This window comes from Corallococcus sp. AS-1-6, assembly GCF_020037015.1.
Taxonomy (GTDB): Bacteria; Myxococcota; Myxococcia; order Myxococcales; family Myxococcaceae; genus Corallococcus.
Genome location: NZ_JAIQDE010000012.1, coordinates 126,777 through 142,087, shown reverse-complemented (window position 1 = coordinate 142,087; position 15,311 = coordinate 126,777). Strand labels below are relative to the sequence as shown.

At 70.5% G+C, this 15,311-nt stretch carries 8 protein-coding genes; all 8 read left to right on the top strand.

What is annotated here, in order from left to right:
• The first annotated feature begins 112 nt into the window (after window positions 1–112).
• The 8 genes from K8612_RS18570 to K8612_RS18535 all read left to right on the top strand — a co-directional run bounded on the left by K8612_RS18570 (window position 113) and on the right by K8612_RS18535 (window position 14,868).
• Window positions 113–679 carry an ATP-binding protein gene (locus K8612_RS18570; protein WP_223763242.1) on the top strand — a complete coding sequence of 189 codons (567 nt, stop codon included), beginning with the start codon at window positions 113–115 and terminating at the stop codon, window positions 677–679.
• Between the two features lie 29 nt (window positions 680–708).
• Complete coding sequence (locus K8612_RS18565; protein ID WP_223763241.1) at window positions 709–1,512, top strand: hypothetical protein; 804 nt, start codon at window positions 709–711, stop codon at window positions 1,510–1,512.
• Window positions 1,513–1,691: 179 nt separating this feature from the next.
• Window positions 1,692–6,836 carry a non-ribosomal peptide synthetase gene (locus K8612_RS18560; RefSeq protein WP_223763240.1) on the top strand — a complete coding sequence of 1,715 codons (5,145 nt, stop codon included), beginning with the start codon at window positions 1,692–1,694 and terminating at the stop codon, window positions 6,834–6,836.
• A complete protein-coding gene (locus K8612_RS18555; RefSeq protein ID WP_223763239.1) occupies window positions 6,833–8,347 on the top strand; it encodes a condensation domain-containing protein in 1,515 nt (504 codons plus the stop codon). Before K8612_RS18560 ends, K8612_RS18555 begins: the two co-directional genes overlap by 4 nt.
• Window positions 8,344–9,543, top strand: coding sequence for a cytochrome P450 (locus K8612_RS18550; RefSeq protein WP_223763238.1), 1,200 nt, complete (start codon window positions 8,344–8,346; stop codon window positions 9,541–9,543). Before K8612_RS18555 ends, K8612_RS18550 begins: the two co-directional genes overlap by 4 nt.
• A 66-nt stretch (window positions 9,544–9,609) precedes the next feature.
• A complete protein-coding gene (locus tag K8612_RS18545) occupies window positions 9,610–10,854 on the top strand; it encodes a hypothetical protein (protein ID WP_223763237.1) in 1,245 nt (414 codons plus the stop codon).
• A gap of 139 nt (window positions 10,855–10,993) precedes the next feature.
• The gene (locus K8612_RS18540; protein WP_223763236.1) at window positions 10,994–12,961 is read left to right on the top strand and encodes a putative metal-binding motif-containing protein; all 1,968 of its coding nucleotides are present in this window, start codon (window positions 10,994–10,996) and stop codon (window positions 12,959–12,961) included.
• A 113-nt stretch (window positions 12,962–13,074) separates the two neighbouring features.
• Window positions 13,075–14,868 (top strand): hypothetical protein, encoded by a 1,794-nt coding sequence (locus tag K8612_RS18535; protein WP_223763235.1) that lies wholly within the window; start codon window positions 13,075–13,077, stop codon window positions 14,866–14,868.
• Window positions 14,869–15,311 lie beyond the last annotated feature (443 nt).

The window sequence follows — 15,311 nt, the reverse complement described above, 5'->3', positions numbered from 1 at the left end:
CTTCCATCCGCTCCTCACCGCGGTTGAACGTGGTTTGTGCCATGCCAAGCCCCGGATGAGCGTGGAGTGAGGCTAGGATGATGTGCCTGCCGCCGTGGGGAGGAGTCTGGAAATGTCCGGTTCCGTTGCCGTGCCGCCGCGCATCCTTCTCATCGGACTCTCTGGGGTGGGGAAGTCCACGCTTGCGCAGGCCCTGTGCTCCCGCTGGGAGCTGCCCCACGTCCACATCGACGGTTTCCGCCGCGAGTACGGTGACGGCACAGTCGCAGGGGATTACTTCGCCAGGGCCTGGTTCCTCCGCGCCTGCTCGCGCACGCCCCGGGGCATCTTCGAGTTCTCCGGCTCCGGCATCCACCGGGCCGCCGTCCGGCAGGCATTTCAGGAGCGCGCCATCCCGCTGCTCACCGTCTGGTTGGTCATACCGCATGCACGCAGGCACGAGCGGCTTGCCGCACGCCAAAGGCCGGACACTCCGTGGCCGGACTGGAACCTGGCGGTTTCCTCCAGTGTCATCGACGAGGACGGCCAGCGGGTCCTTGAGCAGGACCTGTCGCAGGGCTTCTGGGAGGGCCCGCCGGGCTGGCGTGCCGCGCGGCTGGAGGCAGTGGACCCATTTGAAATCCTGCACCAGCGCTTCCTGGAGTTGGTGCAGGAGCCCACCTCCCGAGGCTGCCCATGACGGAGCTTCGCAAACAGCCGCCGGAGAGTGTGCTGCTCGTGACGCTGGACTCGCTTCGCTATGACACGGCCGTGCGGGCCACCTGTTCCTCGCTGTCTCGGCTGGGCTTGCCCATCCGGGCCATGGCACCGGCCCACTTCACGTTCGCCTCGCACGCGGCGATGTGGGTGGGCACCACGCCGGGCGTTCCGGGCCTGAAGCAGCCCTTCCTCGACCCGAAGTGGGGACGCCTCTTCCGGCTGGTGAATGGAAAGGTCCGCGCCACGCCCCGAGACGGTTTCCTGTTGCCGGGGCGCAGCATCATCGACGGGTTCGGCCAGCTCGGTTACCGCACGGTTGGCACGGGCGCTGTCGATTGGTTCGACCCCGGCACACCCACCGGGGCCTGGCTCTGCCAGGACTTCCAGCGCTTCTTCTACCCGCGAACTCCCTCCGCGCTGGGCCGTCAGTTGGCGTGGCTGTCCAGGGAACTGACCACCGGCGAAGCTCCCACCTTCTGCTTTCTCAATGCCGGCGAGACGCATGTGCCCTACTGGCATGAAGGGGCCTCATGGAGCCTTGGGGACAACCCTTGCGTTCCCTATGGCCAGACCAACAACCGTGCGCTCTGCGAGTCACGACAGCGCTCCTGTCTGGAGTTCATCGACGCCCGGCTCGCGCCGCTGCTCGACGCCTTCAGCGAGGCGACCATCCTCGTCACGGCGGATCATGGGGACTGCTGGGGCGAGGACGGGCTGTGGGAGCACGGAACGTGGCACGCGAAGACAATGGAGGTTCCACTCTGGCTCCAGGTGCGCGGCCTGCGGGTCACGAGCCCTGAGGCTGCGCCCTGAACGCGGATTCCAGTCCGGCCTGGAGGCCTGCGCCGTAAGCCACGGACGAAGGTGGCGCGTGAGACAGCCCGCGCTGCCAGGCCCACGGGGCTTGCTGGAGGAGAACGACGTGCTCTGAAGCCGCGAGCCGATTACGAGGGCCCCGCGGCGTTTATTTTATTGTATCAGGAGCCCCTCGCTTGCCCTCCTCGCCCCCTTCCTCCCGCGTCACCGGAACCGAATACGAACGCCTGCTCGCAAGCCTGCGGCGCAAGAGCCCCTGGGCGCTGGAGGGCCGGAGCAGCGCGGTGGCTCGGGAGGCGCTGGGGGACGTCGCCGCGCGCGTCCCGGACTCCCGGGTCGACCACGGTCCATGGCGCTCGGTGGTGGACGTCATCGCGGAGCAATGCCGGCTGCACGCGGACCGCGTGGCGCTCTCGGACGGGACCCGTGAAACAACCTATTCGCGACTGGACGCGCGCACCCGCGCCCTGGCCTCGAACCTGCGGGCCCGGGGCATCGGGCGGGGGGACGTGGTCACGCTCGTGCTGGACCGGGGCCCCGCCTTCGTCGAGCTCGCACTCGCGGTGTGGAGGGTGGGCGCGGCCTACCTCCCGCTGTCGCCATCGCATCCGCGGGCCTGGCGGGAGGACATCGTTCGCAGGGTCGGCGCGGCGCTCGTGGTCGGCGCCTCGCCGGACAGCGCGGTGCCGGCGATCCCCTTCCTGGATGCGGGGGCTGAAGCGGACTCTGTCGCGTCGCGGGAGGACGACGCGGTGCTCGTTCCGGAGGACCTCGCGTACATCATCTGCACGTCCGGCTCGACGGGTGAGCCCAAGCTGGTGATGAGCGAGCATCGCGGGGTCTCCAACCTCCTGCACGCCCAGCGGGACCTCCTGGGCGCGCTGGGGCCGGAGACGCGCGCGCTCCAGTTCTTCCACCCGTCGTTCGACGCGTCCCTGTTCGACGTCCTGATGGCGCTGCCCAACGGCGGGCGGCTGGAGACCCTCGACGCGGCACAGCTCTCCGGCGAGCCGCTGGCCCAGGTGCTGGTGGCTCGCCGCATCACCCACGCGGTGCTGCCCGCGACGGTGCTGCGCACGCTGCGGCCGGGAGGCTTCCCCGACCTCCAGATGCTGATGAGCGTGGGGGACGTGTGCCTGCCGGAGACCGTCCGGCAGTGGGGCGCGCAGCACCGCTTCACCAACGGCTACGGCCCCACGGAGGTGACGGTGGCCAGCACGCTCCAGGCCGTGCGCTCCGTGGAGGGCGAGCGCGTGCCCATCGGCCGCCCCATCTCGAACTACCACGTGGTCCTGCTCGATGAGCACCTGCGCCCCGTCCCCGACGGAGCCCCGGGGGAGCTGTGCATCGGAGGCGCCGGGGTCGGACGCGGTTACCTGGGCCTCCCGGGCCTCACCGCCGAGCGGTTCATTCCGGACGCGTTCAGCCCGCTGCCGGGAGGACGCCTGTACCGCAGTGGCGACCTGGGCCGCGCGTTGCCGGACGGCACGCTGGAGTTCCTGGGCCGCCGCGACGACCAGGTGAAGATCCGGGGCGCGCGCATCGAGCTGGGTCAGGTGGAGGCGGCCCTGGCCGCGCTGCCGGACGTGCGGGACGCGGTGGCGCTCGTCGACGGCACGGGGGAGCGTCTGCTGGGCTACGTGATGCCCGTCGCCGGCGCGGTGCTGTCGGGCGACGCGGTGCGCGCGGAGCTGCGCCACCGGCTGCCCGGCTATCTGGTGCCGGACGTGGTGGTGGTGGTGGACGCGTGGCCGCTGAACACGAGCGGCAAGGTGGACCGGGCCCGGCTGCCCCGTCCGCGGCGGAGGGAGCGGACCGGCTACCAGCCGCCGGAGTCCCCCGCCGAGGAGGCCCTGGCGGGCATCGCGGCGGCGCTGCTCGGGATGGAGCGGGTGGGGCGGCATGACGACCTGTTCGAGCTGGGCGGGCACTCGCTGTTCGCGACCCAGCTCGTCGCCCGGGTGCGCCGTGTCCTGGGCGCGCGGCTGGAGTTGAGCGCGGTGCTCCAGTCGCCCACGGTCGCCCAGCTCGCGGCCGGCTTGCAGCAGGGGCAGGGTGGGGTGGACCTGGGGCCTCGCGGAGGTCAGGCCGGTGCCGCCATCGCTCCGTCGTTTGGACAGGAGCGCGTGTGGTTGATGCACAAGCTCAACCCGGACGCGCGGGCCTACCACACGCAAGCCGTCTTCCGGCTGGCGGGGGCCCTGGACCTCACCGCGCTGCACGCGAGCCTCACGGACATCGTCCGCCGCCACGACGTGATGCGCACCCGCTTCCCCGAGGTGGATGGGGAGCTGCGCTGCGAGCTGGAGCCGCCCTGGGCGGTGGAGGTGCCGCTCCAGGACCTCAGCGGCGTGGGCGAGGACGTGCTGGAGGCCCGGGTGGGCGAGGCGGTTCGCGAGGCGGTCCAGGCGCACTTCGCGCTGGCGGAGGGCCGGCCGTTCCGCTGGAGGCTCCTGAAGGTGGGCGAGGAGGAGCACCTCCTCGTGCACGTCGAGCACCACGTCGTGCATGACGGCTGGTCGTTCAACGTCTTCGTCCGCGAGCTGATCAACGGCTACGCCGACCATGTCCGCCACGGAGAGGTGCGCCGCCCCCCGCTGGCCGTGCAGTACTACGACTACGCGCGCTGGCAGCGGGAGTGGGTGGGCACGGAGGCCGCGAACGCGCAGCGCCGCTTCTGGCGTCAGGCCCTGGAGGGCGCGCAGACGCAGCTCCAGCTCCCGCGTCGCGGGGTGTCCGGGCCCCGGCGCTTCCGCGGGGTGGCGCCCCGGATGGAGATGGACGCGGAGCTCGCGCGCCGGCTGCAGGGCCTGGCGGACCGCAACCACACGTCCCTCTTCACCACGCTCCTGGCGGCGTTCTTCGTCCTGTTGCACCGCTACACCGGCTCGCGGGACATCCTCGTGGGGACCGCGGTCGCGAACCGGCGCTGGCAGGACACGGAGAGCCTGCTGGGCATGTTCGTCAACACGGTGGTGCTGCGCGGCCGGCTGCACGAGGACCCGACCTTCACGGAGCTCCTGTCGCGGGTGCGGCGCAACACGCTGGAGGTCTTCGACCACCAGGAGCTGCCGTACGAGCACATCTTCGCGGAGTCACCCGCGCGGCATCAGGGCGGGCTCAACCCGTTGATCCAGACGATGTTCAACTTCCATGACTCGTCGGTGGGCTCGCTCGACGCGTCTCCGCTCGACGTCACCATCGTCGAGGGCCTGAGCAATGGCTCCGCCAAGTTCGAGCTGTCCGTCGTCGCGGTGCCCCTCTACGCCGAACCGGGACACATCAGCCGCTTCGCCGGGGACCTGGTGAGCATCCCCCGCTCCGACGGCCCCGTGCGCTCCAGTCCCCGCGCCTCCCTGTCCGGCATCCTGCTCTCGTGGGAGTTCGACTCCGACCTCTTCGAGGACTTCTTCGTCACCGGCATGCTGTCCGCGTACCAGCACTTGCTGCGCTCCATCACCGCCGCGCCGGACACCCGCGTGTCCCGGCTGGCCTTGATGAACGAAGCGCGGCAGCGCGCGCTCGTCAGCGTGGGCGCCAGGACGGAGGCTCCCACGTATCAGGTGCATGAGCTGCTGGCCCACTGGACCCGGCTTTCGCCCGACGCTCCGGCGGTGAAGGCGGGGGCCTCCGTGCTGACGTACGGAGCGCTGTGGCACCGGGCGGAGACCCTGGCGCACCACCTGCGAGCCCTGGGCGTCCGCCAGGGGGCGCTGGTGGCGGTGTGCCTCCACCGCTCGGCGGAGCTGGTCGTGGCCCAGTTGGGGAGCCTCCTGGCGGGGGCGGCCTTCCTCTCGCTGGATCCGAAGGCGCCACCGGCGTACCTGGAGTCGCTCGTCCGGGACGCCGGGGCCCACGCGCTGGTCACCACGGCGGCGCTGACGGACCGGCTCACGTGCCTGCCCACCGTCGTGCTGGACGACCTTCCCGCGACGTCCGGTCCGCCGTTGCCCCCGGTGAGTCCGTCGGACCTGGCCTACGTCCTCTACACCTCCGGCTCCACCGGCAAGCCCAAGGGCGTTCAAATCGAACACCGCTCGGTCGTGTCGCTCCTGCACCGGACGGCCCTGGCCGAGGACCTGGGACCGGGCAAGACGATGCTGGCGATGGCGTCGGTCTCCTTCGATGTCTCGGTGCTGGAGGTCTGGGGGGCGCTGTTGAACGGCGCCGCGGTCCACTTCCTGCCGCCGGTCTGGGACGTGCCTTCGCTGGCCCGGTGCCTCGTCGAGGAGCGCATCACGCATGCGGTGATTCCCCCCGTGGTGTTGCCCCGGCTGGCGGCGGAGGCCCCGGAGTCCTTCGCGGCCCTGGACCGGGTGATCGTGGGCGGAGAGGCCTTCCCTCCGGAGGCGTTCCGCACGCTCCATCGCGCGGGCTTCACCAGGCTGACGAACGGCTACGGCCCCACGGAGGCCACCGTCATGGCCAGCGCCTACAAGCTCGACGAAGGACACGATCCCGAGGCCTCGAACGTGCCCATCGGCCGGGCGCTGTTCAATGCCCACCTCGTCGTGCTCGACGCGCACGGGCAGGTGGCGCCGCCGGGCGCCGTGGGGGAGATCTGCATCGGCGGGGACGGTGTCGCGCGGGGGTACCGGGGCAGGCCGGAGCTCACCGCGGAGCGGTTCGTGCCGGATCCGCTCGCGGCGCATCCTGGCGGGCGGCTCTACCGCAGCGGAGACCTGGGCCGGTGGCTTCCGGGGGGCATCATCGAGTTCCTGGGCCGCCGTGATGAGCAGGTGAAGGTCCGGGGCTTCCGGGTGGAGCTGGCGGAGGTGCGCGCCGCCCTGGCCGGACATCCCGGCGTGGCGGACACCCTCGCGGTCATCGACTCGCGCGCGGAGGAGCCCCGCCTCGTGGGCTACGTGGTGGCCGAGCCGGGCGTCGCGGTGTCCGCCCGGGCCGTGCGCGAGGACCTGGCGCGCAGGCTGCCGGGACACCTCGTGCCCTCGGAGGTCGTGGTCCTGGAGGCGTGGCCGTTGACCCCGCACGGAAAGGTGGACCGCTCCCGGCTGCCCACCACGACCCAGCGGAGCCCGGAGGCGCCCTTCACGGCGCCCAGGACCGAGACCGAGGTCCGCATCGCGGCGGTGGTCTCGGAGCTGCTGGGCGTCACCCGGGTGGATGTCCACGAGAGCCTGCTCGCGCTGGGCATGCACTCCCTGCAGGCGATGCGGCTGGCCTCGCGGCTGGGGCGGATGATGGGGCGCGAGGTCGGGCTCGCGACCATCCTCATGGGGCCCACCGTCGCGCAACTGGCGGACGCGCTCACCGTGGCGCCGGCCGCCTCCACGGCCATCAAGCGATTGCCGCGCGCATGACGACCGCGTTCCCGATGTCCTTCGCCCAGCAGCGGCTGTGCTTCCTGCACCGGATGGACCCCACCGGCGCGGCCCACGCCACGGTCCGCTGCCACCGGGTGGCGGGGCCGCTGGACCTGCGCGCCCTGCGGGAGGCCCTGGACGCGCTGGTGGCCCGGCACGAACCGCTGCGGACCGTCTTCCCCCTGGGGACGCAGCAGCACCTCTCGCCCCAGGGGCAGGCCCATGTCCACGTCGTGGACGTGGCGACCGAAGCCGAGGCCCTGCGCCACGCGCAAGCGGAGGCGGCGCGTCCGTTCGATGTGGAGCACGGGCCGCTGCTGCGGCTCACCGTGCTCCGGCTGGAGCCCGGGACGCACTTCCTGGTCTTCGCGCTGCACCTGCTCGCGGCGGACGGCGCGTCGCTTCAGGTCTTCTCCGAGGACCTGGCCCTGGCCTACCGCGCGGCGGTCCTGGGCGAACCCACGGGCCTGGCCGAGCTGCCCGTGCAGTACGTGGACTGGACCGCGTGGCAGCGCGAACAGCTCACCGCTTCACGGCGCGAGTCCCTGTCGCGCTGGTGGCGCGAGCGGCTGGCGGGCGTCCCCCTCATCCTCGACCTCGTCACCCCGCGTCCCGCGCTGGGCCGGGGGCGCCGCGCGCATCGCGTGCTGCCCGCCGCCCTTGCCCGGTCCGTGCACGCCCTCGCGAGCGCTGAACGTCAGACGGTGTTCACGGTGCTGGCCGCCGCGTGCGGGCTCGTGCTCGGTCAGCGCGCGGGACGTGAGCGGGTGTTGCTGGGGCTGGCCGTGGCCAACCGGGACCTGCCCGAGGTCGAGCGCGTGCTCGGCTTCTTCGTCAACACCGTCGCGCTGGAAGTGGACCTGCGCGGCGACCCCGACTTCCGCCAACTGCTCGCGAGGGTGGCCGCCTCCAGGGCGGACGCGTATGCACACAAGGACCTGCCCTTCGAGCAACTCGTCGCGGACCTGTCGCCTCCCAGGGACCCCACGCGGTCTCCCGTGGTCCAGGTGAACTTCGCCCACCATCCGCCCCACACGGCGGGAGCGCTGGCCCTGCACGGCTGCGAGGCGACGGAGCTGTCGCTGGACCTCCCCTCCGCGAAGTTCGAGCTCACCCTGCGGGTCGAGGAGCGCTCCGATGGCCTGTTCACGGTGTGGGCCGAATTCGATGAGAGCCTCTTCGACCTCGCGTTCATCGAGGGGCTGCTGGCGGACTACGAGGAGGTCCTCCGGACCGTGAGCCCCACCGCGCGCGCGACGAGCCTGCGCCCGCCCCCGAGCGCGACGCAGGCGCGGCTCGCCCGCATCTTCGCCGACGTGCTGAAGGTCGCTTCGGTCGACCCGTACGACGACTTCTTCCGGCTCGGCGGCCACTCCCTTCAGTTGATTGAAATCGCGGCCCGGGTCCGGACCGAGCTGGGCCGGGACCTCGGAGTGCGTGAGCTGTACCAGCACCCCACCGTGGCGGGCGCCGCCGCCCTGCTGACACGACCAGGAGCCTCCCGATGAGCAATTCCTATCCATTCCCCAAGGACTGGCGGCATCCGCTGGAGCCCCCCGCTGAATACAAGCGGTTGAGACAGGAGGCCCCGGTGTGTCCCGTCCGTCTGTTCGACGGCAACACGGCGTGGCTGGTCAGCCGCTACCAGGACGTGCTCGCGGTCCTGAGCGATCCCCGGCTGGTCCTGGACTCCACGCTGCCAGGGTTCCCGCACATCTCCGCCTCCTCGGCGGCCCGGCAGGGGCGGCCCCTGCCATTCTTCCTGCGTCCGGACGCGGAGTACCGGGCGCAGCGGGCCATGCTCGTGCAGGAGTTCCTGCCCCGGCGGATGGAGGCCCTGCGGCCGAGCATCCAGCGCACCGTGGATGAGGCGCTCGGCGCGATGCTGGCCGGCCCTCGGCCGGTGGACCTGATGGCCACGTTCGCGCTGCCCGTCGCCATTCGCGTCATCTGCGACCTGCTCGGGGTGCCCCATGACAGCGCGGACCGGCTGCACGTCCTCAGCCGGACCGTCGGCTCCCGGACCTCGTCGCGCGAGGAGGCGACGGCGGCCCTGGCCGGACTGGATGCCTTCTTCCTGGCGCTGGTGGAGGCGAACCTGCGGGAGCCCACGGACACGCTCATCGGTCGCGTCGTGGCCGAGCAGGTGGCGACGGGCAAGCTGAGCGCCCCGGATGCCGCCGCCTTGTTCCATGCGCTGTTCTACGCGGGCCACGGGCCGTCCGCGTACATGTTCGGCCTGGGCACGCTGGCGCTGCTGCTCGACCCGGGCGAGCTGGCGAAGTTCCGCGCGATGGAGGACCCCGCGGCCATCACCGCGGCCGTCCAGGAGCTCCTGCGCTTCATCAACGTCTCGCACCTGGCCCGGCAGCGCGTCGCCACGGTGGACGTCACCCTTGGCGGCCAGCGCATCCGCGCCGGTGAGGGCATCCTCGCCCAGCCGGACTCCGCCAACCGCGACGAGACGGTCTTCGAGGAGCCGGACCGGCTGGACCTCCAACGCGAGGTGCACCGTCACTTCGCCTTCGGCCATGGCATCCACCTGTGCACGGGGCGGGCGCTGGCGCTCATCGAGTTCGAGGTGGTCTTCAAGACGCTCTTCCAGCGCATCCCCACGCTGCGGCTGGCCGTGTCACCGGAGGAGCTCCGCTTCAAGAAGGAAGAGAACCTGCTCGGTGTTCACGAGCTGCCCATCACCTGGTAGGCCTCCCATCCCCGGGCGGGAAGTGCGAGAGTCCTCCGCTCGACCACCGCACGAGGGGCGCGGGCCATGTGTACGTTCTGTGAGCTGGGAATCTGTAGCGACCCCGGGCATCGAAGCAAGTCGCTGGTGCGCGAGTGGGTGCGCGACACCTGCGTCTTCTGCTCGATGGGGATCTGCCTGACCCACGGCGCCTCGGGGCCGCCGGTCGAGGAGACGACCGTTCCGATCTTCGACTTCAAGCGGTCGCTGCGCTCCAACAACTCCTCCACGGCGCTGACGACGGTGTCGTCGACGCCGCTTCGAGGCATCCTGAGCGGCCTGGAGAACCGGACGTATTGGAACCCCAGCCAATCGGACGAAGCGCTGATCATCTCGCGGCTCCTCAACTCCCCCATGGGGACGAAGCACGCGATCCCCAAGAACATCCATCGCTTCTGGACGGGCGGACCGATGAGCCCGGCGGTCGTCGACGACCTGGTCTCCGACGGCGCACGGGCCAGGCGGGCGGGTTGGACCTGCTACCTGTGGTACTCCGCCGAGGTCGAGCGGGTGCTGGACGGGCATCTCGAAGGAGAGATGAAGAAGAGCGAGGGCATCTTCATCTTCTCGAAGCGGCCTCCGAAGCCCGAGGACAAGCGGCCGACGCGCGCCATCCAACGGCGCAGGTTGGAGCAGGCGGGCTTCCGGGTGCTCCCCATCGAGAAGCTGGATGACTCCAGCAACTGGCTCTCGAAGCTCGCGACCGTCGTCGGGGGCTCGGCGGTGTCGCGCAACTGGGATGAGGTCAAATACTTCTCCGACCTCGCGCGGCTGCTGTACCTCAACTTCGTGGGAGGCATCCACATGGATGTCGACATCTCCCTGGGGGACATGGACCTCACGCAGACGTACTTCCACAACGACCCGGACGGTGAGGTGCCGCTCATGGGCAGCCTGCTGCGCGACCAGTCCGACCCGCTGATCCCGAAGCTCCGCTTCCTCAAGCGGATCCGCCGCCGGCCCCTGCTCACGAAGGAGGAATACGACGGATACATGGAGGCGCTCTCCGCGCTGGTCGAAAAGGGGATGCTCGCCGCGGGCATGCTGAACGCGCTGATCGCGTCGCGCCCCAACACCACCCACCTCCAGGACACCCTCTCCGAGTTCCGCAAGGCCATCATCAAGAACAACGGCCTGATCAGCGGCATGGCGCTCTCCAAATTCATGCTCTTCGGCAAGAGCGGGAAGGGGGATGTCGACCAGGCCCTGAAGTGGACCGTCCCGCCCTACCTCGTCCGCCTCGACCCCGACACCGACGAGAGCAACCTCTGAGGCGGTGAAGCGCCCTCGGTCACCCCGCCGGAGCCGCAGCCTGCCTGCATGCCCCTGACACACGTCGGGGTGCGTGTAGGCATGTTTTCTCTCCGATGCGCCTTGCCCGGTTCCGGGGCGCGCCCGAAAATGCCGGTCCATGCGTCTACTCCTGATGACAGTGCTGTGTGCCTCCGTGTTGGCGGGGTGCAAGAAGGACGACTCGAAGGCCGGAGCGCTGAAAGTCACCCTCAGCTACAGCGGCTTTACGAGCGGCTGCTTCACGGTGACCGCCACGGACGTGGAGAACGCGGGGAACACGAAGAGCGTCGACGTGGCGCTCCCCAGCAAGACGCCGGGAACCGCGTCGGTGGCGGTGTTCCGGCAGAAGGACTGGGGCCGCGTGCTGAGCGTGACGACGCAGCTCCGGGAGCTCGGCTGTTCGGGCACCGCGGTGGGCGAGCCGCAGGTGATGAGGGCGGAGGTCCCCGAGGAGGGCACGCTGGATGTGGCCTTCAACGTGAGGGCCCTCGATGATGACGGCGACGGCTACTTCAGCAGCGCCGACGCGGAGGGTGTCGTCAGCGGCTCCGACTGCAACGACGCGGACAGCGCCGTGCACCCCAGCGCCCTCGAGGTGTGCAACGGGAAGGATGACAACTGCACCCTCGGGGAGTCGGACGCGACGGACAAGAAGGTCTGGTACACGGACGCGGACAACGACGGTTACGGCAGCACCCGGGTGGAGAACTGCGTCCAGCCCGCGGGCACCGTGGCTGTTGGCGGAGATTGCAACGACGGCAACGGGCAGATCCGGCCGGGTCGCACGGAGTTCCTCTGCGATGGCATGGATGACAACTGCAATGGCATGAACGACGAGGACTTCGGCGTCGGCGCTGATTGCAAGGATGAGCTCAAGTGCGCGGGCAAGACCGCGTGTGCCTCCACCCCGAGCCAGACGGCCTGCGCGCGACTCGCGACCGCGAATCCGGTGGCCTGGTTCGTGGACGGCGACGGCGACGGCTTCAAGGGCCAGGACGCGGGACTGGGCTGCGAGTCGCCCGTGGACGGCGGTGTTGCCCAGTCCGAGGACTGCGATGAGAGCTCCATCTACGTCCGCAATGGACTGCCGGAGGCCTGCGACCGGCTGGACAACAACTGCGCTGGCGGCGTGGACGAGGAGTGCACCCTCCCTCCTTGGGCCACCGATGCAGGGGTCCTCGGAGCCGGGGACTCGCTGAAGGCCATTGCCCTTTACGAAGACGGGCAGAAGGCCTGGATCGCGGGCCCGAACAAGCTGGCGCATCTGGACGGTACACTCCCTGGCGCCAACGAGTTGACGGATGGTTCCTGTCGGAAGTCCTGGAATGCAGCCTGGGTCTCCCCGGGTGGCCGGGTCTTCGTCGTCGGAGAGGATGGCTGGGTGTCGACTCGAACGTTGACCGACGTCGGGAACACGTGTTTCACAATTCAGGTGGCGACCGACAAGAACAACACGGACTTCAATGGCGTCTTTGGAATTGACGATCCCATGGCCGGTGCCACGGTCTACGCGGTCGCGAGCAACGGCAAGATCTACAAATGGTCTCCTGCCTACGATGCACCCAACGCTCTGGCTGAGGTCACGGACGTCCCCTCGAACCTGCGTGCGATTGGTGGCTTGAAGACGGTGGATTCGCTCGTGGCGGTCGGTGTCTCGGACACGGACGGCAAGGCGCGGGCCTATCGCACCAATTCGGCAGGAACCACGTGGACGGAGGAGTCTCTCAATGCTCCGGACGCAGAATACGTGCGCGCGGTGCATGTCCTGAACGGACAATACACATACGTCGCGGGTGACAAGGGTCGCCTCTTCGGCTGGATCGGCGGAACAGGCTGGCAGTCCCTGCCGTCCATCCCTGTTCCCAACGGCCAGACGAATCCCCCGGACATCCTGGACGTGCTCGCCTTCAGCAAGAACGGCATCTATGCGGTGACGTCCGCGAATACGATCGAGTTCTTCAATGGCAGCGCCTGGAGCACCGTGCACACGGCAGCAAAGACGCTCCGGTCGCTGGACGGCCCCAGGCCTACCCGGTTCGCCGCGGCAGGCGACGGCAGCACCGTTGTGAACTTCACGGCTCCCTAGCCGCCGCCTCCCTGAGCCATCCAAAACCGGCTGGAATTGCGCGTCGATTCGATTGACGCGCGATTCCCCGGGCCCTGGTCCTGGGCCACTCCAGCACAGGCAGGGCGATGCTCATGGCGCACCCCTCGGAGGTCTCCTCCTCGCCGGCTCACGTCCCCTGGCGGGACGTCGGTCCTCCGGCGGCTGGCGTCGTGCTCTGGGTGGGCGTGCTGTTCGCGGCCTTCCATCCGGGGCTGATGTCGGTCGACACGCTCGACCAGTACGCGCAGGGGCTCCGCGGCACCTTCAATGACGTCCACCCGCCCCTGGGCTCGTGGCTGCTGGGCCTCAGCGGGAGGTGGGTGGGCTCTCCGTCGCTGGTCCTCCTGGGCCAGCTCCTCCTGCTGGCGGGGAGCATGGCGCTGCTGGTGCGCTCTCCCGATGGGCGCACGGGACGCAAGGGCCTGTTCGTCCTCGGGGCCTTCCTGCTCGTGCCCACGGTCTGGGCGCTCGCGGTCACCCTCTGGAAGGACGTGATGTCCGCCGCGGTGCTGCTCGGCGCGGTGGCCGCGCTCAGGTATCGCCGTCCGCTCTGGGCGCTGGTGCTGATGGTGGCGGGCACGGCGTTGCGGCACAACGCGCTCGTCGCGGCCCTGCCCCTGGCGGTTCCCGTGATGGCCCAGGTGGCGCGCCCGACGTGGCGCTGGCCCGCGCGGGCCCTGGTGCTCGCAGGGCTCGTGGCCGGACTGGCCCTCACGCCCTCGCTGATCAACCGCGCGCTGGGCGCCAGCAGGGCCTGGGCCGCGGGCCAGCTCTTCGTCTTCGACCTCGCGGGCATCTACGCGGCGCACCCCGAGCTGTTCCCGGCCTCCTCCCTGGCGCAGGACCTCTCCGCCGCGGAGCTGGCGCGCGGCTATTCGCCCTTCCACGTCGGGTTCCTCCTCGCGGGCGCGCCGGACGCGCGGCCCATCCATCTGGAGAGCCTGCCCGGCCGGCGCGACGTGCTGGTGCGCGAATGGGCCCGCGTCGTCCACGCCTGGCCCGCCGCGTACGCGCACCACCGCTGGGAGACCTTCCGGCGCCTCCTCGGAGCCTTCGACGGGCCGGTGTTCTTCCCCTTCCAGGGACGGATCGACCCCAATCCCTGGGGATTCCGCCTGCCGGAGCAGGGCGGGCTGCACCGGTGGTTCCGGGGGGCCGCGGACCTCGTGCGCGACTCCCTGCTGTTCCGGGGCTGGGCCTGGCTGGGAGCGCTCACCGTGCTGGCCCTGCTCTCGCTGCGCGACGTGAGGCGCCGGCCGCTTGCGTTCTTCACCGCGCTGTCAGGCCTGGGCTACGGGCTGAGCTACCTGGTCATCAGCATCGGCTGCGACTTCCGCTTCCTCTACTGGTCGGTCATCGCCACCTTCGCCGCGCTGGCCCTGCGGGTGGCAGGCGAGGCCCCCGCGCCCGGAGCGTCAGGTCCTCCTTCGCCAGAGCCGCAGCGTGGCGAGGAGCCCCAGCAGCGTCAGGCCCCCGCCCGCCTGGGTGCAGCCGCTCTTGGAAGGGCCGTGGATGGGCTCCTCGTCCCCGGCGTCTCCGACAACGCCGGTGCCTCCGTCGGCGCAGCCCGCGGACATGCAGGAGCTGGGACAGGAGAGCTCGAAGTCCACGCTCAGCGGCGGCAGCGTGATGTCCGCGTGCTCCAGCGTCCCCCGGAGCGTGGCCTGATGACGTCCGGGCGTGACACCCAGCCCGGGCGGCGGCGGGTCGTACGTCGTGCAGACCGTGTAGAGGAAGAGCAGCCGCCGGGTGTACTCGTACTTGTGGCTGTCCGGGTTGTCCTCGCCCGTCGCGGTCAACCCGTGGTGGTTGGAGAACGACCAGGGCTGCCCGTCCACCTCCACCGTCCAGTGCACCCAGGGCAGGAACGGCACCAGCTCTGGTGACGGGGTGAAGCGCAGCGTGGTGGCGTCGCCCTCCTGCGGGCTGCCGCAGTTCGAGTCCCCGTACACCGGGAACACCCCCCGGCTCGGCGTGTCCACGCTCAGCGTGCCCAGGGTCGTGGGCAGGGGCAGCTCCGGGCCCGCGGTGAAGGTCGCGGACTGCGTCCGCGTCTCCTGGAACTGGCAGAGGCCCTTCGCCTCGATGCGGTACTGCGTGCCCGGCACGAGCGGCGCCTTCGGCACCACGACCTGCGTCCGGCGAGCGCCATCCTCCAGCGTGAAGGGCACCGGCGTGCCATCCGACTGGAGCAGCCGGAGCGTGGAGACGTCCGTGTTCTCCAGGAGCGGCGGCACCACCACCAGGCCGGGGACGTTCGCGGGGACCGCTCCGCCGTCCTCGGGGAGCGGGAAGCGGACGTCGACGAGGCAGTTGGGCGCGGCGCACG